Below are 19852 nucleotides of genomic sequence, written 5' to 3' on the forward strand. Positions count from 1 at the left end.
TTTACAAGTTGGCCGCTATGCAGGAACAGACTCATCATCCCGATACCACGTTTGCACTGCGTGATGTCTCCTTTCGCGTGCCAGGTCGCACGCTTCTGCACCCTCTGTCGTTAACTTTTCCCGTCGGTAAAGTGACTGGCCTGATTGGTCACAATGGTTCAGGTAAATCCACGTTGTTAAAAATGTTGGGTCGCCATCAGCCGCCGTCAGAAGGGGATATCCTGCTCGATGCGCAACCGCTGAACAGTTGGAACAGCAAAGCGTTTGCCCGTAAGGTGGCGTATTTACCGCAGCAGTTGCCGCAGGCGGAAGGGATGACCGTACGTGAACTGGTGGCGATTGGTCGCTATCCGTGGCACGGGGCGCTGGGCCGTTTTGGCGTCGCGGACAGAGAAAAAGTGGAAGAGGCGATCGCGCTGGTAGGGTTAAAACCCCTGGCGCATCGTCTGGTCGACAGTCTTTCCGGCGGTGAACGTCAGCGCGCGTGGATTGCGATGCTGGTGGCGCAGGACAGTCGCTGTCTGCTGCTCGATGAACCCACCTCGGCGCTGGATATTGCCCACCAGGTGGATGTGCTGGCGCTGGTTCATCGACTCAGCCAGGAGCGTGGCCTGACGGTGATCGCTGTGCTGCATGATATCAACATGGCTGCCCGCTACTGTGACTACTTAGTTGCCTTGCGTGGGGGCGAAATGATTGCCCAGGGAACGCCAGCCGACCTGATGCGTAGCGAAACCCTGGAACGTATTTATGGCATCCCGATGGGGATCCTGCCGCATCCGGCAGGCGCTGCACCTGTGAGTTTTGTGTATTGATGAGCGGCTTACACCACATAACACGTCGTCGTTTATTAACGGCGATGGCACTTTCCCCGCTGCTCTGGCAGATGAAACCGGCGCGCGCAGCCGCTGTCGATCCACATCGTATCGTGGCGCTGGAGTGGCTGCCGGTCGAGCTGTTGCTGGCGCTTGGCGTGACGCCCTATGGCGTGGCAGACATTCCTAACTACCGCCTGTGGGTGAATGAACCGCCGCTGCCAGCATCGGTGATTGATGTCGGATTACGCACCGAGCCGAACCTTGAGCTGCTGACCGAAATGAAACCCTCCTATATGTTCTGGTCGACAGGGTACGGCCCTTCTCCCGAAACGCTGGCGCGAATTGCGCCCGGACGTGGCTTCAACTTCAGCGATGGCAAACAGCCCTTAGCCGTGGCGCGTCGATCTCTGATCGACATGGCGCAGATGCTGAATCTGGAATCTGCGGCTGAGCGACATCTGGCGGAATACGACCAGTTTATTGCCAGCCGGAAATCGCGCTTTGTGCAGCGCGGAGAGCGCCCGCTGCTGTTGATCACTCTCCTCGATCCTCGCCATATGCTGGTTTTCGGCCCGAACTGCCTGTTCCAGGACGTGCTGGATGAATACGGGATTCGCAACGCCTGGCAGGGAGAAACCAATTTCTGGGGCAGTACGGTGGTCGGAATCGATCGCCTTGCAGCCTACAAAGATGCCGATGTGCTTTGCTTTGATCATGGGAATAACAAAGAGATGGCCACGCTGATGGCAACGCCGCTCTGGCAGGCGATGCCGTTCGTGCGTGAAGGGCGTTTCCAGCGCGTACCGCCCGTGTGGTTTTATGGCGCCACACTGTCGACCATGAATTTTGTCCGTATTCTGGATAATGCGCTGGGGGGCAAGGCGTGAGTCAACGTATTGCACGTTTCCCGGCGTTATTGCTGGCGCTGTTGTTTATCGTCGCCGTAGGGTTAACCTGGACGAATTTCACCGTTGCGCTGCCGCGTACCCAGTGGCAGCAGGCGCTGTGGTCACCGGATATCGACGTCATCGAGCAGATGATTTTCCATTACAGCCTTCTCCCTCGTCTGGTGATCTCCCTGCTGGTTGGGGCCGGGCTGGGTCTGGTTGGCGTGCTCTTTCAACAGGTGCTGCGTAACCCGCTGGCCGAACCGACCACGCTGGGCGTGGCGACCGGCGCACAGTTAGGGATGACGGTCACGACATTGTGGGCGATACCGGGCGTGATGGCCGGGCAGTTTGCCGCTCTGGCGGGCGCCTGTATTGTCGGGGCGCTGGTGTTTGGCGTCGCCTGGGGAAAACGACTTTCTCCCGTCACGCTGATCCTCGCCGGTCTGGTGGTCAGTCTGTACTGCGGGGCCATCAACCAACTGTTAGTCATCTTTCACCACGATCAGTTGCAGAGCATGTTCCTGTGGAGTACCGGAACGTTGACGCAAACTGACTGGGGCGGTGTGCAGCGTCTGTGGCCGCAACTGCTGGGCGGCGTCATGCTCACTCTGTTGTTGTTGCGCCCGCTAACCCTGATGGGGCTGGATGATGGCGTTGCGCGCAACTTAGGGCTGGCGCTGTCGCTGGCGCGTCTGGCGGCGCTGACGCTGGCGATTGTACTTAGCGCGCTGCTGGTCAATGCGGTAGGGATTATCGGTTTTATCGGTCTGTTTGCGCCGCTGCTGGCGAAAATGCTGGGCGCGCGTCGTCTGCTGGCGCGCCTGATGCTGGCTCCGCTGATTGGGGCGCTGATTCTGTGGCTGTCCGATCAGGTTATTCTCTGGCTGACCCGCGTATGGATGGAAGTGTCCACCGGTTCTGTGACGGCACTGATCGGCGCACCGCTGCTGCTGTGGCTGCTACCGCGCCTGCGTAGTATGAGCGCGCCGGACATGAACGTCAGCGACCGGGTGACGACGGAACGTCAGCATGTGCTGGGTTATGCGCTGATCGGCGGCGTGCTGCTGTTGATCGGGGCATATGTCGCGCTGTCGCTGGGGCGTGACGCGCAGAGCTGGAGCTGGGCCAGCGGCGTGCAACTGGAAGAACTGATGCCCTGGCGCTGGCCGCGCATTCTGGCGGCGATGATCGCCGGGGTGATGCTGGCAGTGGCGGGGTGTATCATCCAGCGGCTGACCGGGAACCCGATGGCGAGTCCTGAGGTGCTGGGGATCAGCTCCGGCGCGGCGTTCGGCGTTGTGCTGATGCTGTTTCTGGTGCCGGGCGATGCGTTTGGCTGGCTGTTGCCCGCCGGGAGTCTCGGTGCTGCCGCCACGCTGTTGATCATTATGATTGCCGCCGGACGGGGAGGGTTCTCCCCCCACCGTATGCTGCTGGCCGGGATGGCGCTCAGCACGGCCTTCACCATGCTGCTGATGATGCTACAGGCAAGCGGCGATCCGCGCATGGCCGGGGTACTGACCTGGATCTCCGGTTCGACCTATAATGCGACGGGTCAGCAGGTGCTGCATACCGGGGTGGTGATGGCGATCCTGCTGGCGATCACGCCACTGTGCCGTCGCTGGTTGACGATTTTGCCGCTGGGCGGTGATACCGCCCGTGCAGTCGGTATCGCGCTGACACCGTCGCGGGTTGGCCTGCTGCTGCTGGCAGCCAGTCTGACGGCTGCCGCCACAATGACAATCGGCCCACTGAGTTTTGTCGGGCTGATGGCGCCGCATATCGCGCGGATGTTAGGTTTTCGTCGAACGATGCCGCATATTGTGATGTCGGCGCTGGCGGGAGGATTATTGCTCATCTTTGCCGACTGGTGCGGGCGGATGGTGCTGTTTCCGTATCAGATCCCGGCGGGGATACTCTCGACGTTTATCGGTGCGCCGTACTTTATTTATCTGTTACGTAAGCAGAGTCGTTGATTCGGATGTTTTTCGTGTAGGCCAGATAAGACGCTTCGCGTCGCCATCCGGCAATAAAAAAGCCGGGTGGCGGCTTCGCCTTACCCGGCCTACGGTTTAAAACGTACTCTGCTACAGCTTTGCAAACACCCGACGCGCGGCGTCGATAGTGTTGTTGATGTCTTCCATGCTGTGCGCCACGGACATAAAGCCCGCTTCAAATGCGGATGGCGCAAGGTAAATCCCCTCGTCCAGCATCATGTGGAAGAAGCGCTTGAAGCGTTCCACATCACAGGCCATCACGTCCTGATAGCAGGTGACAGTTTCCGCGTCGGTGAAGAAAATCCCGAACATGCCGCCAACGTGGTTAACGACCAGCGGGATCGCGGTTTCCTCTGCCGCTTCCAGCAGACCTTCCGCCAGGCGCGTTGTGAGTTCATCCAGCGTTTCGTGAATGCCCGGCTGCGCCACTTCGGTCAGACAGGCAAAACCGGCCGCCATGGCAATGGGATTGCCGGAGAGGGTGCCAGCCTGATAAACCGGGCCGGTCGGGGCCAGCGCGTCCATCACGTCGCGACGACCGCCGAACGCTCCTACAGGCATACCGCCGCCAATGATTTTGCCCAGACAGGTCAGATCCGGCACCACGCTGTAGTAATCCTGTGCGCCAGCCAGCGCCACGCGGAAGCCGGTCATCACTTCGTCGATAATCAGCAGCGCGCCGAACTCATCGCACAGTGCGCGCAGACCCGGCAGGAATTCCGGCAGCGGCGGGATGCAGTTCATATTGCCTGCCACTGGCTCAACGATGATACAGGCGATCTCCTGCGGGAACTGCTCGAACGCGGCACGCACGGAATTGAGATCGTTATAAGTACAGGTCAGGGTATGCTTTGCAAAATCTGCCGGCACGCCGGGAGAGTTCGGCTGGCCCAGCGTCAGTGCGCCGGAGCCGGCTTTTACCAGCAGACAGTCCGCGTGGCCGTGGTAGCAGCCTTCAAATTTGATGATCTTATCGCGGCCAGTGAAACCACGCGCCAGACGAATGGCGCTCATGGTCGCTTCGGTACCGGAGTTGACCATTCGTACCATGTCCATCGTCGGTACCAGTTCGGTCACAAGCTCCGCCATTTTGACTTCCATCTCGGTCGGCGCGCCAAAGCTCAGGCCGCGCTCAGCCGCTTCGATCACCGCGTTGCGGATCGCCGGATGGTTGTGTCCCAGCACCATCGGTCCCCAGGAGCCGACGTAATCGATATAGGCTTTGCCATCGACATCGTACAGATATGCGCCGTCCGCTTTTTCGATAAACAGCGGAGTACCACCCACGCCAGTAAAGGCGCGAACAGGGGAGTTAACGCCGCCGGGGATTAGCTCGCGTGCTGCGCTGTAGAGGTTTTCAGACTTACTCATGGATGGGTTCCTGGTTCGTAGAAAAAGTGAATGCCCGCTATTCTAGTTATTCAGAGAAGGTTATGAAAGTTTTGCGCATTTGAAACATTACGATTTGCAGGGGATTTTCGGGTAAGAGGCGAGTACAATGCCGCCTCTGCATTTGTATTACCAATTAATGATCATCTGATGAAGACAGAAACTCCCTCTTTTGAAGCACAGCAAATTGTGCGCTTACGGCGCAGGGACCAAATCCGTCGACTGCTGGAACGAGATAAAACGCCGCTGGCGATCTTAATGATGGCGGCAGTGGTGGGGACGCTTACCGGTCTGGCAGGCGTGGCGTTCGAAAAAGCGGTGAGCTGGGTGCAAAACCTGCGTATCGGTGCGCTAGTGAATGTGGCTGACCATCCGATGCTGCTCTGGCCGCTGGCGTTTATTCTCTCTGCATTACTGGCGATGGTCGGCTATTTTCTGGTGCGTAAATTTGCGCCGGAAGCTGGCGGGTCAGGGATCCCGGAGATCGAAGGGGCGCTGGAAGAGCTTCGCCCCGTCCGCTGGTGGCGTGTGCTGCCGGTGAAGTTTATCGGTGGGATGGGCACGCTGGGTGCAGGGATGGTGCTGGGACGCGAAGGGCCGACGGTACAAATCGGCGGAAATATTGGCCGCATGGTGCTGGATATCTTCCGCATGCGTAGCGCCGAAGCGCGCCATACGCTGTTGGCAACCGGGGCAGCGGCAGGGCTTTCTGCCGCCTTCAACGCACCGCTGGCGGGTATTCTGTTTATCATCGAGGAGATGCGCCCGCAGTTTCGCTATAACCTTATCTCGATCAAAGCCGTCTTTACCGGCGTGATCATGTCGAGCATTGTTTTCCGCATTTTCAACGGTGAATCGCCGATTATCGAAGTGGGGAAACTGTCCAACGCACCGGTCAATACGCTGTGGCTGTATCTGATCCTCGGGATGATTTTTGGCTGTGTAGGACCGGTTTTCAATAAGCTGGTGCTGCGTACTCAGGATATGTTCCAGCGCTTTCACCATGGAAACACCACTAAATGGGTGCTGATGGGCGGGGCGATTGGCGGTCTGTGTGGCATTTTGGGGTTGATTGAACCAGCGGCGGCTGGCGGCGGTTTTAACCTTATCCCTATTGCGGCGGCGGGCAATTTTAGCGTCGGACTGTTGCTGTTTATCTTTATCGCGCGAGTGATCACCACGTTGCTCTGTTTTTCTTCCGGTGCGCCCGGCGGGATCTTTGCGCCGATGCTGGCGCTGGGTACGTTGTTGGGCACCGCATTTGGTATGGCAGCAGCGGCAGGCTTTCCGCATTATCAGCTTGAGGCCGGAACGTTCGCCATTGCCGGAATGGGCGCGTTGCTGGCGGCATCGGTGCGCGCGCCGTTGACCGGGATTGTGCTGGTGTTGGAGATGACCGATAACTATCAGCTCATTTTGCCAATGATTATTACCTGTCTTGGCGCAACACTATTAGCACAATTCCTGGGCGGAAAACCGCTATACTCCACTATCCTTGCCCGCACGCTGGCGAAGCAGGAAGCGGAGCAGGCGGCAAAAAGTCAGACGACCACCGCTGGCGAGAATACTTGAATGAAATACCAGGGTATTAGATAATGGCGTTAATATTGGGTCAGAATTTGCCCAATTGCCGATGTCGTTTGGAGCAAAATATGAGTGATGACGTAGCGCTGCCACTGCAATTTACTGAAGCAGCAGCCAATAAAGTAAAAAGCCTGATCGCGGACGAAGAAAACCCAAACCTGAAACTGCGTGTCTATATCACCGGTGGCGGTTGCAGCGGTTTCCAGTATGGTTTTACCTTTGATGACCAGGTCAACGAAGGCGATATGACCATCGAGAAACAGGGCGTTGGCCTGGTGGTTGACCCTATGAGCCTGCAGTATCTGGTCGGCGGTTCCGTTGACTACACCGAAGGTCTGGAAGGTTCTCGTTTTGTAGTTACCAACCCGAATGCGAAAAGCACCTGCGGGTGTGGCTCTTCCTTCAGCATCTGAGTGCTGTCTGTAATGCGCCCGGTAAGCGCAGGCGCTACCGGGCAAAGCGTATAATCCGGCCTGAATTTAACGGCTATTCTCATCTAACGCAAATGTTGGCAGCTTCAGATGCCAGCGGATCGCCGCGAGGCGAATGACCAGCGTCACAACCATCCCCATCATACTGGCGGCTTCCAGCGGCATCGCGAAGGTGTAATACGCGGTTGCGTGGACAATCCCGCCGATAATACAGGCCGTTGCGTAGATTTCCGTACGCAGGATCATCGGGATTTCTCGTGCCAGCACATCGCGAATAATACCGCCGCCCACGCCGGTGATGACACCCATACAGATAGCCACCAGCGGCCCCGTCCCTGCTATAAATGCTTTGTTGACGCCGATCCCGACAAACACCGCCAGGCCGACGGCGTCCAGCACCGGCAGCATCCATTTAGGCAAGCGTCTGGGCTGACGCACCAGCAGGATCGTCAACATGCTGGTGACCATCGCCACCACCAGATCGGTTGGGTCTTTAACCCAGAAAACGGGACCGTTATCTAATGCCATATCACGGATCGTCCCGCCGCCCACGGCGGTAACGACGCCCAATACCAGCACGCCAAACGGGTCCATACGCAGTTTCCCGGCCAGTAACACGCCAGAGATAGCAAATACTGCTGTGCCTACAATATCCAGCCAATAGACGAGCATGATTAAATCCTCACAACACACCTGTTGGGGCAGGCGCTAATTCACCAGGGAAAGCGCATTACAGAGTTGTTTTGCGGCGAGGATAATACGCGGGCTTGCGCGTTCAAACCAGTCACTGTTGAGAGGAATTACCGGAATTTGTAGTTGATCACCCCAGTATTGCTTAATTTTGAGAATTTCACCTGCATCGCCGGCGACAACGATCGCTTGCGGCGCGCGCGCCAGCACCTGTTCACGACTGACCTGCGGCCAGGGAACCCGACTGCCGGCAAAGATGTTTTCTCCCCCGCAGAGCTCAATAACCTCGTTTTGAATCGATCCTTTTCCGCTGGTAAAGGGCGGATTGATACCAAACTGCAAAAACACGCGTTTTTTCGTTTTGCCTGCATATTGAGATTTTAGCTGCGAATAGTCGTCCAGCAAGGTTTGCGCGGCGTGCTTTGCCATTTCGGGATGCGGGCTAAAGTCGGCCAGCGTCTGCAACGTGTCGGCAATCTGTTCGATGGTGACGGCATCGATCCACATGACCTTGATGCCTAGCGAGGAGAGTTGATTCACCTGCCGTTCGGCATTACCGCCGCGCCAGGCGAGGACCAGATCCGGCTTCAGCGCCACAATCCTTTCCAGATTCATGCCTTGCCAGGTCGAGATCTGCTCGATACGTTGCGCCTGTGGCGGATAGTCTGAATAGCTGCTGACGCCAACGGGGGGGATCCCGGCGGCAAAGGCGAGTTCCGTGTTGGCGGGAGAGAGTGAAATCACGCGCGGTGCGGCATGCAGCCACACCGGGAGGGCTAACAGCAGGGCGACAAGCGCCCTGGAGAAGGATTTAGCCATGCGCCAGTTTCTGTACCAGCGATTCAACCATCAGCGTGGATTGCTTCGCGGCAACGGCCAGGAACTCATCAAAGCTGAGATGGGACTGCTGATCGGCAACGTCCGAGATCGCGCGGACCACCACAAACGGTACCTTGAAGTTATGGCAAACGTGCGCAATCGCGGTGGCTTCCATCTCAACGGCAATGGCCAGCGGGAAGTTGTGACGGATTTTCGCCAGCCCCACGGAGCCGTTAATGAAGGCATCGCCGCTGACAATCAAGCCGCGTACCGCGTTCAGGTTCAGCTCAGCGATGCAGGATTCCGCTGCGGCAATCAGTTTTTCATCGGCTTTAAAACCGGCCGGGCAGCCCGGAAGTTGGCCGAACTCATAACCAAATGCGGTGACGTCAGCGTCGTGATAGCGCGCTTCATCAGAGACCACAATGTCGCCCACTTTCAGGGTTGGAGCGAGGCCGCCTGCGGAACCGGTGTTAATAATGACGTCCGGCTTGCAGCGTTCAAGCAGCAGCGTAGCGCCCAGCGCCGCCGCCACTTTACCAATACCGGATTTCAGCAGCGCAACGTCGATTCCGTTAAGCTGACCGGTGTAAATTTCACAACCGCCCAGGGTGAGAGTTTGACGGTTTTCGATTTTGTCACGCAGCAGCGTAACCTCTTCTTCCATTGCACCAATGATGCCGATTTTCATAGATTTACTCGCGCCAGGTGAGATTTAAAGGCATAGTCTATCATGCGCTTAAGGCGAAGTGCATTCTCACGCGGGAGAGGACATGTCACAGATTGATTTCCGGAAAAAAATAAACTGGCACCGTCGTTTTCGTTCACCGCAAGGGGTCAAAACCGAGCATGAGATCCTGCGCATTTTTGAAAGCGACCGTGGACGCATTATTAACTCTCCGGCGATCCGTCGCCTGCAGCAGAAAACCCAGGTGTTTCCCCTTGAGCGTAATGCCGCCGTGCGTACGCGCCTTACCCATTCGATGGAAGTTCAGCAGGTGGGGCGTTATATCGCCAAAGAGATTTTAAGCCGCCTCAAAGAACAAAAACTGCTGGAACCATACGGCCTGGATGAGTTAACGGGACCGTTTGAGAGCATCGTCGAAATGTCCTGCCTGATGCATGACATTGGCAACCCGCCGTTTGGGCATTTTGGCGAGGCGGCGATCAACGACTGGTTTCGCCAGCGCTTACATCCGGCGGATGCGGAAAGCCAACCCTTAACCGAAGATCGTTGCATTGTGGCGACGTTGCGTCTGCGCGAAGGCGAGGAGTCGTTGAACGATATCCGCCGTAAAGTACGCCAGGACCTGTGTCATTTCGAAGGGAATGCTCAGGGGATTCGGCTGGTACATACCTTGATGCGAATGAACCTGACATGGGCCCAGGTCGGCGGGATCTTAAAATATACCCGTCCGGCATGGTGGCGGGGAGAAACGCCCGCGACGCACAACTATTTAATGAAAAAACCCGGCTATTACCTTTCTGAAGAACCGTATATTGCGAGGTTACGTAAAGAACTCGATCTCGCGGTTTACAGTCGCTTTCCGTTAACGTGGATAATGGAAGCCGCCGACGATATCTCTTATTGCGTCGCCGATCTGGAAGATGCGGTAGAGAAAAGAATCTTCAGCGTTGAGCAACTCTATCATCATTTATATGAGGCCTGGGGGGAGCATGAGAAAGGTTCGCTCTTTGCGCAGGTTGTCGAAAATGCCTGGGACAAATCACGGGCGAATTATCTGAGCCGCAGTACTGAAGATCAATTTTTCATGTATTTGCGGGTGAATACACTTAATAAACTGGTGCCCTACGCCGCGCAGCGTTTTATTGATAACCTGGAACAAATCTTTGACGGAAGGTTTAATCAGGCATTGCTGGAAGACGGCAGCAGCTTTAGTCGCCTGCTGAAAATCTATAAAAATGTTGCGATGAAACATGTGTTTAGCCATCCTGATGTGGAGCAACTCGAATTACAGGGCTATCGGGTGATCAGTGGCTTACTCGATATCTACCGTCCTTTATTAAGCCTGCCGCTTGCGGATTTCAGTGAGCTGGTGGAAAAAGAACGCCTGCAGCGCTTTCCTATCGAATCCCGCTTATTTCAGAAATTGTCAACGCGTCACCGACTGGCCTATGTGGAGGCCGTGGGTAAATTAACACCAGATTCGCCTGAGTATCCCGTGCTGGAATATTATTATCGTTGCCGGCTGATCCAGGATTATATCAGCGGCATGACAGACCTCTATGCATGGGATGAATACCGCCGCCTGATGGCGGTCGAACAATAGACTAAGTTTTGTAAAGACGGACAATAAATTTTTACCTTTTCCATAAACTTCTGTCCGGAACTTAGCGCTATAAAATGAATCTGACGTACACAGCAATTTTGCGTTATCTGTTAATTGAGATTGAGACACATGAAAAAAACCACATTAGCAATGAGTGCACTGGCTCTGAGTTTAGGTTTGGCGTTATCCCCGCTTTCTGCAACGGCGGCTGAAACTGCATCAGCGACGACCGCACAGCAGATGCCAAGTCTGGCACCGATGCTCGAAAAAGTGATGCCATCGGTGGTCAGCATTAACGTGGAAGGTAGCACAACCGTCAATACGCCGCGGATGCCGCGTAATTTCCAGCAGTTCTTTGGTGATGATTCCCCGTTCTGCCAGGACGGTTCCCCGTTCCAGAGTTCGCCTTTCTGCCAGGGCGGCCCGCAGGGCGGTAATGGCGGCGGCCAGCAGCAGAAGTTTATGGCACTGGGTTCCGGTGTCATCATTGATGCCGCGAAAGGCTATGTCGTCACCAACAACCACGTGGTGGATAACGCCACGGTGATTAAGGTTCAACTGAGCGATGGCCGTAAATTCGACGCTAAGATCGTCGGCAAAGACCCGCGCTCTGATATTGCGCTGATCCAGATTCAGGATCCGAAAAACCTGACGGCGATTAAGCTGGCTGACTCCGACACCCTGCGAGTGGGGGATTACACTGTCGCCATCGGTAACCCGTTTGGTCTCGGCGAGACGGTCACTTCCGGTATCGTCTCTGCGCTGGGCCGTAGCGGCCTGAATGCGCAGAACTATGAAAACTTCATTCAGACCGATGCGGCGATCAACCGCGGTAACTCCGGCGGCGCGTTGGTTAACCTGAACGGCGAGTTGATCGGTATTAACACGGCGATCCTCGCGCCGGACGGCGGCAACATCGGTATCGGATTTGCGATCCCGAGCAATATGGTGAAAAACCTGACCTCTCAGATGGTGGAATTCGGCCAGGTGAAACGCGGCGAACTGGGTATCATGGGTACCGAACTGAGCTCCGAACTGGCGAAAGCGATGAAAGTCGATGCACAGCGCGGTGCCTTTGTCAGCCAGGTCATGCCGAACTCGTCCGCTTCGAAGGCCGGTATTAAAGCCGGTGATGTGATCACCTCCCTGAACGGTAAGCCGATCAGCAGCTTTGCCGCACTGCGTGCGCAGGTTGGCACCATGCCGGTGGGCAGCAAAATTACCCTCGGCCTGCTGCGCGACGGTAAGCCGGTTACCGTGAATCTGGAACTGCAGCAGAGCAGCCAGACTCAGGTTGATTCCAGCTCCATCTTCAGCGGTATTGAAGGGGCTGAAATGAGTAATAAAGGTCAGGATAAAGGCGTCGTGGTGAACAACGTGAAAGCGAACACCCCGGCGGCGCAGATTGGCCTCAAGAAAGGGGATGTGATTGTCGGCGCTAACCAGCAGCCGGTGAAAAACATCGCCGAACTGCGTAAAATCCTCGACAGCAAACCGTCTGTCCTGGCGTTGAACATTCAGCGTGGCGACAGCAATATCTACCTGTTGATGCAGTAATCTCCCCAAAACCCCTTCCTGCCACAGGAAGGGGTTTCTTTTTGTGATATTTCCCACAACTCCATACTTCTTCCCTTTGCTTTGTGCATCTGCACAATGTCAGCGTTTGTTATCTTCTTTATGCTGGAGCTCTGCTCACAGGAGGGCTTTATGGCTGGCTGGCATCTTGATACCAAAATGGCGCAGGATATCGTGGCACGCACGATGCGCATTATTGATACCAATATCAACGTGATGGATGCCCGTGGACGGATCATCGGCAGCGGCGATCGCGAGCGAATTGGGGAATTGCACGAAGGCGCGCTGTTAGTCCTCTCTCAGGGCCGCGTGGTGGACATCGATGATGCCGTTGCGCGTCATCTGCATGGCGTTCGTCAGGGGATCAACCTGCCGCTGCGCCTGGAAGGCGAAATTGTGGGCGTGATCGGCCTGACCGGCGAACCGGAACATCTGCGCAAATATGGCGAACTGGTGTGCATGACGGCGGAGATGATGCTGGAGCAGTCGCGCCTGATGCATCTGCTGGCCCAGGACAGTCGCCTGCGTGAAGAGTTGGTGATGAACCTGATTCAGGCGGAAGAGAACACGCCAGCGTTGACCGAGTGGGCGCAACGTTTAGGGATCGACCTCAACCAGCCGCGCGTGGTGGCGGTGGTGGAAGTGGACAGCGGACAACTCGGCGTGGACAGCGCTATGGCGGAGTTGCAGCAGTTACAGAACGCACTGACCACCCCGGAGCGTAATAACCTGATTGCGATCGTTTCGCTGACCGAGATGGTGGTGTTAAAACCGGCGTTGAATTCGTTTGGCCGTTGGGATGCCGAAGATCACCGCAAGCGCGTTGAGCAGCTGATTGCGCGCATGAAAGAGAACGGACAGTTGCGCTTTCGCGTTTCGCTGGGCAACTATTTTACCGGGCCTGGCAGTATCGCGCGTTCGTACCGTACTGCGCGCACGACGATGATGGTCGGCAAACAACGAATGCCGGAAAGCCGCAGCTACTTTTATCAGGACTTAATGCTGCCGGTACTGCTCGACAGTCTGCGCGGCGGCTGGCAGGCCAATGAGCTGGCGCGTCCGTTGGTGCGGCTGAAGGCGATGGACAATAACGGCCTGTTGCGCCGCACTCTGGCGGCGTGGTTTCGCCACAACGTGCAGCCACTGGCAACCTCTAAGGCGCTGTTTATTCACCGGAATACGCTGGAGTATCGACTGAATCGCATCTCGGAATTAACCGGGCTGGATTTGGGGAATTTCGACGATCGGCTGCTGCTGTATGTGGCGTTACAGCTGGATGAGCAGCATTGATTCATTGCCTGATGGGGCTACGCTTATCAGGCCTACCCGGATGTGCCTGTAGGCCTGATAAGGCGTATGACGCCGCCATCCGGCAACAAACTGCTTATTTTCGCGTCAGTTTTTCCAGATCGGCTTCGATTTCGGTGATCTTATTCGCCACCACGCTTTCCAGATGGCGTAAATCATCAAGGATCTTACGTTTCAGATCCACTTCCGTGCGATCGCGCTGGCAGATCTGATCGAGTTCGTCGATCACATAGCGCAGGTTGGGACTGATCTCCTGTACCTCTTTGTATCCCTGACCCACTCCATCGGCAACCACGGTTTTGCGCTGGCGGGGGTATTTAAACTTCACGCTTTTGGCAAAGAACTCACCTTTATCCTTCTGGAAATAGATTTTCAGGATATCGTTATTGGCTTCTTGCCGCAGGCTGTAACGATCGATTTCTTCAGGATTAGTAATGCCCAGACTTTTCAGATTGTCATACATAGCGGTACCCTTAAGCTCACTATAACTATTGAATAATTAACGAAAAGCCCTGTTTCTGCCACTCGCAGATGTAAAAAAAGCGGGCTAAGCCCGCTTTTTCAAATCGCCGTTAGTCGATGGTACGCAATAACTCGTTGATGCCGACCTTGCCACGGGTTTTGGCGTCGACTTTTTTCACAATTACCGCACAGTACAAGCTGTACTTGCCATCTTTCGACGGCAGGTTGCCGGAAACGACAACGGAGCCTGCCGGAACGCGACCATAATGGACTTCACCGGTTTCACGGTCGTAAATGCGGGTGCTCTGACCAATATAAACGCCCATCGAAATCACCGAGCCTTCTTCGACAATCACGCCTTCTACGACTTCAGAACGCGCGCCGATAAAGCAGTTATCTTCGATGATGGTCGGGTTCGCCTGCAGCGGCTCCAGTACGCCACCGATGCCGACACCGCCGGACAGGTGAACGTTCTTACCGATCTGCGCGCAGGAACCGACGGTTGCCCAGGTATCGACCATCGTGCCTTCATCAACGTAAGCGCCGATGTTGACATAGGACGGCATCAGCACGGTGTTACGGGCGATAAACGCACCCTGACGAACTGCCGCAGGCGGAACCACACGGAAGCCTTCTTTCTGGAAGCGTGCTTCGTCGTAGTCGGCGAATTTCATCGGCACTTTATCGAAGTAGCGGCTTTCCGCGCCATCGATCACCTGGTTATCATTGATACGGAAAGAGAGCAGCACCGCTTTCTTCAACCACTGGTGAGTCACCCACTGACCGTCTACCTTTTCTGCCACGCGCAGCGCGCCGGAGTCCAGCAGGGAAATCACCTGATTCACCGCTTCACGGGTCACGGTATCCACATTGGCCGGAGTAATGTCGGCACGGCGCTCAAAAGCGGTCTCAATAACGTTCTGTAACTGCTGCATTGTTAAACTCTTTCCCTATAAATAAACACACTACCCTTTATCGTTTGGATTGAGGGCCTCTGTCAACCGTTGATGCACTTCCTGCTGCAGCGCATTATTAAGTGCACGCCGGTCTGCTGTAGCGATTATGAATAAATCTTCTACTCGCTCACCAATGGTTGTAATTCGGGCGCCATGAAGCGAAATTCCCAGATCGGCAAAAATTTGCCCGACCCGCGCCAGCAGACCTGGCTGATCGAGCGCGATAAGCTCGAGGAACGATTTGCGGTCGGTGTGCGTGGGCAGGAATGTGACCTCGGTATCGACGGTAAAGTGGCGTAATTTTGCCGGCTGTCGGCGCGGCTGCGGCGGCTGCCAGCTGCGCTGGGTGATTGCCTGTTCCAGCCCAAAGCGGATGGCTTCATGCCTGTCTGACGACAGCGGGCTGCCGTCCGGTTCCAGTACAATAAAGGTATCCATCGCCATGCCATCGCGGGTGGTGAAAATCTGCGCATCGTGGACGCTGAGGTTACGTCGGTCCAGCTCGGCGCAAACGGCGGCAAACAGATACGGGCGATCCGGACTCCAGATGAAGATTTCCGTCCCGCCGCGTGTTGCCTGCGGGCTGAGCAGAATTAGCGGCTCGCTGAGATCGTGCTGCAACAGATGACGCGCATGCCAGGCCAGCTGGTTCGGGCTGTGGCGCACGAAGTAGTTGGCGCGACAGCGCGACCAGATATGGTGCAATGCTTCTTCATCAATGTTATCCATCCGCAGCAGCGCCAGCGCCTGCAACTGGTGATGGCGCACGCGTTCACGCATATCCGGCGTGTTTTGCATTCCCCGACGCAGCTGTTTTTCCGTGGCGAAGTACAGCTCGCGCAGCAAACTTTGCTTCCAGCTGTTCCATAGCGTTTCGTTAGTGGCGCATATATCCGCCACCGTCAGGCAAACCAGGAAGCGCAGGCGATGTTCCGTCTGTACTTCTTCGGCGAACTGCTTAATCACTTCGGGATCCTGAATATCCCGGCGCTGAGCGGTCACCGACATCAGCAGGTGCTGGCGAACCAGCCAGGCAATCAGCTGCGTTTCGCGCGAGTTCAGGCCGTGCAGTTCCGCAAACTTGAGCACGTCCTGTGCGCCCAGCACCGAGTGGTCGCCTCCGCGTCCTTTGGCAATATCATGGAACAGCGCGGCGATAAAAATGAGCTCAGGCTGGCGCAGACGCGGCCAGAGATCCACGCACAATGGGTGGCGTTGACGGGTCTCTTCTTTGGCAAAACTTTCCAGCTTCAGCATCACGCGAATCGTGTGTTCGTCCACCGTGTAAGCATGGAACAAGTCAAATTGCATCTGCCCGACAATCCGTGACCACTGCGGCATGTAGGCCCACAGCACGCTATGGCGGTGCATCGGCAGCAGGCCACGGCTGACTGCGCCAGGATGGCGCAGCATACTGAGAAACAGCGATCGCGCCTCCGGGATATAACACAGCGGCTGATTCAGATGGCGGCGCGCATGGCGCAGATGGCGCAGGGTGGTGGAGTAGATCCCGGTGATCGCACTGTTGCGTACCATGGTGTAGAACATCCGCAGGATCGCTTCCGGTTCGCGGATGAACAGATCGTCCTGACGCAGATCGATCAGCGTGCCGCGCAGTTGAAAATCGTCATCAATAGGACGCGGCTTTTCGTCGGCGGACAGCGCGAGGATCGCTTCGTCAAACAGCTGCAGCAGCATCTGGTTGAGTTCCGTGACGCGGCGGGTGACGCGGAAGTAATCCTTCATCATCTGCTCAACCGGCTCGTTGCCTTCGCCACTGTAGTTCAGGCGCTGAGCGACGCTCAACTGGCGATCGAACAGCAGGCGGTTATCGTAACGACTGACCACTAAATGCAGGGCAAAACGAATGCGCCACAGAATGTGCAGGCACTCGTTGAGCTCAGCGCGCTCTGCCTGAGTCAAAAAGCCGAAGCCGACCATTTCGTCGAGCGAGGTAGCGCCGAAATGGCGACGGGCGACCCACTGCAGCGTGTGGATATCGCGCAGACCGCCGGGGCTACTTTTGATATCCGGCTCGAGGTTATAGCTGGTGCCGTGATAGCGCTGGTGGCGCTGATGCTGCTCTTCCACTTTGGCGGCGTAGAACTTGTCGGAGGGCCAGAAACCTTCGCTGAAGATATGTTTTTGCAGCGCCAGAAAAAGGGCCACGTCGCCAATCAACAGACGGGTTTCAATCAGGTTGGTGGCGACGGTCAGGTCCGACAAGCCTTCCAGCAGGCATTCTTCCAGCGTACGTACGCTGTGCCCGACCTCCAGTTTGACGTCCCACAGCAATGTCAGCAGCTCGCCGACCTTTTGCGCCTGATCGTCCGGTAATTTTTTACGACTCAGGATGAGCAGGTCGATATCGGAAAGCGGGTGAAGCTCACCGCGTCCGTAGCCACCGACGGCGACCAGCGCCAGATCGGCAATCTGTCCAAAACCGGCGTCGATCCACAGACGTTGCAGCAACTGGTCGATAAACTCGGTCCGGGCTTCAATCAGCTGTTCGGCGGAAATCCCGCTGTCGAAGGCATCGCCCAGCCATTGCTGGAACGCGTCGATATGCGTTTTGATTCCGGCGACGGTGAGTTCGTCGCGAGACCAGGTCCCCGGGTTCTGCGGCTGACCGGGGAGGGTGGGGAGTGCGGTATTCGCGTGTTGTTCAGGAAGTGTATTCATTATGCGCCACCCATTAAAAAAGCCGGATATGGCGAAAGTGCCTTATCCGGCCTACGGAATAGTGCCATTTGTAGGCCTGATAAGCGAGAGCGCCATCAGGCAAAAAAGTTATGCGTCGTGCGTAATGACCGCCGGGATGGTGTCATCCTTACGTAACGTCAGAATTTCACAGCCGTTATCGGTCACCACAATAGTATGCTCGTATTGTGCAGACAAGCTCCGGTCTTTGGTTTTGACCGTCCAGCCGTCTTTCATTGTGCGGATACGGTAATCACCGGCGTTGAGCATCGGTTCGATGGTAAAGGTCATGCCCGGTTTCAGCACCACGCCGCCGTCATCCGCATCATAGTGCAGCACCTGCGGCTCTTCGTGGAAGCCACGACCAATGCCGTGTCCGCAGTATTCACGCACCACGGAGAAACCTTCTCCTTCCGCATATTTCTGGATCGCCGCACCGAGCGTACGCAGACGGATACCTGGTTTCACCATTCGCAACGCCAGATACAGGCTTTCCTGGGTGACGCGGCACAGACGCTCGCCCAGTATGGTCGGTTTGCCAACGATAAACATTTTGGAGGTATCGCCGTGGTACTCGTCTTTAATGACGGTCACGTCGATGTTGACGATATCGCCATCTTTCAGATGTTTGGCATCATCCGGAATCCCGTGACATACCACTTCATTAATAGAGATGCAGACGGATTTCGGATAACCGTGATAGCCGAGACAGGCCGAGATCGCATGTTGCTCGTTAACGATGTAGTCGTTACAGATACGATCCAGTTCACCCGTGCTAACGCCCGGTTTGATATACGGTTCGATCATCTCCAGCACTTCCGCGGCCAGACGGCCCGCGACGCGCATTTTTTCGATTTCTTCAGGGGTCTTGATTGAGATAGCCATGAATTCTGTCCATCAGTGTCGATTATTTCGACAATAATTGTGTAAGTGCTGTCAATGGTATCAGTCCAGCATACATGCTGCCAAATTGAGAATCATTAACAGCACAGCAAGCCAACAATTATTGGTGTCCACGGCGTATTTGTGGTATAAAGCGCGCCGGACTTCCGATCTCATTTCGTATACACAGAATGGACGGAAGCGACAAATCTCACTTTGTGTAACAACACACACGTATCGGCACATATTCCGGGGTGCCCTTTGGGGTCGGTAATATGGGATACGTGGAGGCATAACCCCAACTTTATCTATAGAGGTTTTAATCATGGCAACTGTTTCCATGCGCGACATGCTCAAGGCTGGTGTTCACTTCGGTCACCAGACCCGTTACTGGAACCCGAAAATGAAGCCGTTCATCTTCGGTGCGCGTAACAAAGTTCACATCATCAACCTTGAGAAAACTGTACCGATGTTCAACGAAGCGCTGGCTGAACTGAACAAGATTGCTTCTCGTAAAGGTAAAATCCTTTTCGTTGGTACTAAACGCGCTGCAAGCGAAGCGGTGAAAGACGCTGCTAACAGCTGCGACCAGTTCTTCGTGAACCATCGCTGGCTGGGCGGTATGCTGACTAACTGGAAAACCGTTCGTCAGTCCATCAAACGTCTGAAAGACCTGGAAACTCAGTCTCAGGACGGTACTTTCGAAAAGCTGACCAAGAAAGAAGCGCTGATGCGTACTCGTGAGCTTGAGAAACTGGAAAACAGCCTGGGCGGTATCAAAGACATGGGCGGTCTGCCGGACGCTCTGTTCGTCATCGATGCTGACCACGAGCACATTGCTATCAAAGAAGCAAACAACCTGGGTATTCCGGTATTTGCTATCGTTGATACCAACTCTGATCCGGATGGTGTTGACTTCGTTATCCCGGGTAACGACGACGCAATCCGTGCTGTTAGCCTGTACCTGGGCGCTGTTGCTGCAACCGTTCGTGAAGGCCGTTCTCAGGATCTGGCTTCCCAGGCGGAAGAAAGCTTCGTAGAAGCTGAATAATAAGGCTTG

17 protein-coding genes are annotated in these 19852 nt (G+C 55.7%); 9 read left to right on the top strand and 8 right to left on the bottom strand.

Going from position 1 to position 19852, the window contains the following annotated elements; translation table 11 throughout:
* Nucleotides 1-17 precede the first annotated feature (17 nt).
* From fhuC to fhuB, 3 genes are read left to right on the top strand one after another with little or no spacing between them, the layout of a single operon-like run.
* Nucleotides 18-815 (top strand): Fe3+-hydroxamate ABC transporter ATP-binding protein FhuC, encoded by a 798-nt coding sequence (gene fhuC / locus KI228_RS04990; RefSeq protein ID WP_044255394.1) that lies wholly within the window; start codon nt 18-20, stop codon nt 813-815.
* The gene (gene fhuD, locus KI228_RS04995; protein WP_042997881.1) at nt 815-1705 is read left to right on the top strand and encodes a Fe(3+)-hydroxamate ABC transporter substrate-binding protein FhuD; all 891 of its coding nucleotides are present in this window, start codon (nt 815-817) and stop codon (nt 1703-1705) included. The genes fhuC and fhuD overlap by 1 nt, the downstream gene beginning before the upstream one ends.
* Nucleotides 1702-3684, top strand: a complete 1983-nt coding sequence (fhuB, locus tag KI228_RS05000) for a Fe(3+)-hydroxamate ABC transporter permease FhuB (protein ID WP_061070506.1) — start codon at nt 1702-1704, stop codon at nt 3682-3684. Before fhuD ends, fhuB begins: the two co-directional genes overlap by 4 nt.
* Nucleotides 3685-3795: 111 nt before the next feature.
* Here fhuB and hemL read toward each other — a convergent pair whose 3' ends face one another.
* Nucleotides 3796-5076, bottom strand: coding sequence for a glutamate-1-semialdehyde 2,1-aminomutase (hemL, locus tag KI228_RS05005; RefSeq protein ID WP_044328510.1), 1281 nt, complete (start codon nt 5074-5076; stop codon nt 3796-3798).
* 168 nt (nt 5077-5244) lie between these two features.
* On the opposite strand from hemL, the gene clcA reads away from it, so the two are divergent.
* Together clcA and erpA are read left to right on the top strand one after the other, a co-directional pair.
* Nucleotides 5245-6666 (top strand): H(+)/Cl(-) exchange transporter ClcA, encoded by a 1422-nt coding sequence (gene clcA / locus KI228_RS05010; protein ID WP_042997878.1) that lies wholly within the window; start codon nt 5245-5247, stop codon nt 6664-6666.
* An 80-nt stretch (nt 6667-6746) separates the two neighbouring features.
* Nucleotides 6747-7091 (top strand): iron-sulfur cluster insertion protein ErpA, encoded by a 345-nt coding sequence (gene erpA, locus KI228_RS05020; RefSeq protein WP_042997877.1) that lies wholly within the window; start codon nt 6747-6749, stop codon nt 7089-7091.
* A 66-nt stretch (nt 7092-7157) separates the two neighbouring features.
* On the opposite strand, the gene KI228_RS05025 is transcribed toward erpA, so the two are convergent.
* Genes KI228_RS05025 through mtnN form a run of 3 tightly spaced genes read right to left on the bottom strand, consistent with a single transcriptional unit; the run spans nt 7158 to nt 9309 of the window.
* The gene (locus tag KI228_RS05025; RefSeq protein WP_042997876.1) at nt 7158-7781 is read right to left on the bottom strand and encodes a TRIC cation channel family protein; all 624 of its coding nucleotides are present in this window, start codon (nt 7779-7781) and stop codon (nt 7158-7160) included.
* Between the two features lie 36 nt (nt 7782-7817).
* Nucleotides 7818-8618: a vitamin B12 ABC transporter substrate-binding protein BtuF gene (gene btuF, locus KI228_RS05030; protein ID WP_141227397.1), complete on the bottom strand. Its 801-nt coding sequence runs from the start codon at nt 8616-8618 to the stop codon at nt 7818-7820.
* Entirely contained in the window at nt 8611-9309 is a 699-nt protein-coding gene (gene mtnN, locus KI228_RS05035) for a 5'-methylthioadenosine/S-adenosylhomocysteine nucleosidase (RefSeq protein WP_141227398.1), read from the bottom strand. Before mtnN ends, btuF begins: the two co-directional genes overlap by 8 nt.
* 82 nt (nt 9310-9391) lie before the next feature.
* On the opposite strand from mtnN, the gene dgt reads away from it, so the two are divergent.
* The 3 genes from dgt (at nt 9392) to cdaR (ending at nt 13774) form a co-directional block, all read left to right on the top strand.
* Complete coding sequence (dgt, locus tag KI228_RS05040; protein WP_042997873.1) at nt 9392-10909, top strand: dGTPase; 1518 nt, start codon at nt 9392-9394, stop codon at nt 10907-10909.
* Between the two features lie 129 nt (nt 10910-11038).
* Nucleotides 11039-12466 carry a serine endoprotease DegP gene (degP, locus tag KI228_RS05045; protein ID WP_044255385.1) on the top strand — a complete coding sequence of 476 codons (1428 nt, stop codon included), beginning with the start codon at nt 11039-11041 and terminating at the stop codon, nt 12464-12466.
* 150 nt (nt 12467-12616) lie between these two features.
* Nucleotides 12617-13774 carry a DNA-binding transcriptional regulator CdaR gene (gene cdaR, locus KI228_RS05050; protein ID WP_044255383.1) on the top strand — a complete coding sequence of 386 codons (1158 nt, stop codon included), beginning with the start codon at nt 12617-12619 and terminating at the stop codon, nt 13772-13774.
* 94 nt (nt 13775-13868) lie between these two features.
* Here cdaR and KI228_RS05055 read toward each other — a convergent pair whose 3' ends face one another.
* From KI228_RS05055 to map, 4 genes are all read right to left on the bottom strand, one after another.
* Nucleotides 13869-14255: a DUF3461 family protein gene (locus tag KI228_RS05055; RefSeq protein WP_042997870.1), complete on the bottom strand. Its 387-nt coding sequence runs from the start codon at nt 14253-14255 to the stop codon at nt 13869-13871.
* 109 nt (nt 14256-14364) lie between these two features.
* Complete coding sequence (gene dapD / locus KI228_RS05060) at nt 14365-15189, bottom strand: 2,3,4,5-tetrahydropyridine-2,6-dicarboxylate N-succinyltransferase (RefSeq protein ID WP_042997869.1); 825 nt, start codon at nt 15187-15189, stop codon at nt 14365-14367.
* Nucleotides 15190-15219: 30 nt separating this feature from the next.
* Nucleotides 15220-17892, bottom strand: a complete 2673-nt coding sequence (glnD, locus tag KI228_RS05065) for a bifunctional uridylyltransferase/uridylyl-removing protein GlnD (RefSeq protein WP_042997868.1) — start codon at nt 17890-17892, stop codon at nt 15220-15222.
* Between the two features lie 108 nt (nt 17893-18000).
* Nucleotides 18001-18795 carry a type I methionyl aminopeptidase gene (map, locus tag KI228_RS05070; RefSeq protein WP_044255381.1) on the bottom strand — a complete coding sequence of 265 codons (795 nt, stop codon included), beginning with the start codon at nt 18793-18795 and terminating at the stop codon, nt 18001-18003.
* Nucleotides 18796-19117: 322 nt separating this feature from the next.
* On the opposite strand from map, the gene rpsB reads away from it, so the two are divergent.
* The gene (gene rpsB, locus KI228_RS05075) at nt 19118-19843 is read left to right on the top strand and encodes a 30S ribosomal protein S2 (RefSeq protein ID WP_012133990.1); all 726 of its coding nucleotides are present in this window, start codon (nt 19118-19120) and stop codon (nt 19841-19843) included.
* Nucleotides 19844-19852 lie beyond the last annotated feature (9 nt).

The sequence above is a fragment of the Citrobacter amalonaticus genome (assembly GCF_018323885.1).
Taxonomy (GTDB): domain Bacteria; phylum Pseudomonadota; class Gammaproteobacteria; order Enterobacterales; family Enterobacteriaceae; genus Citrobacter_A; species Citrobacter_A amalonaticus.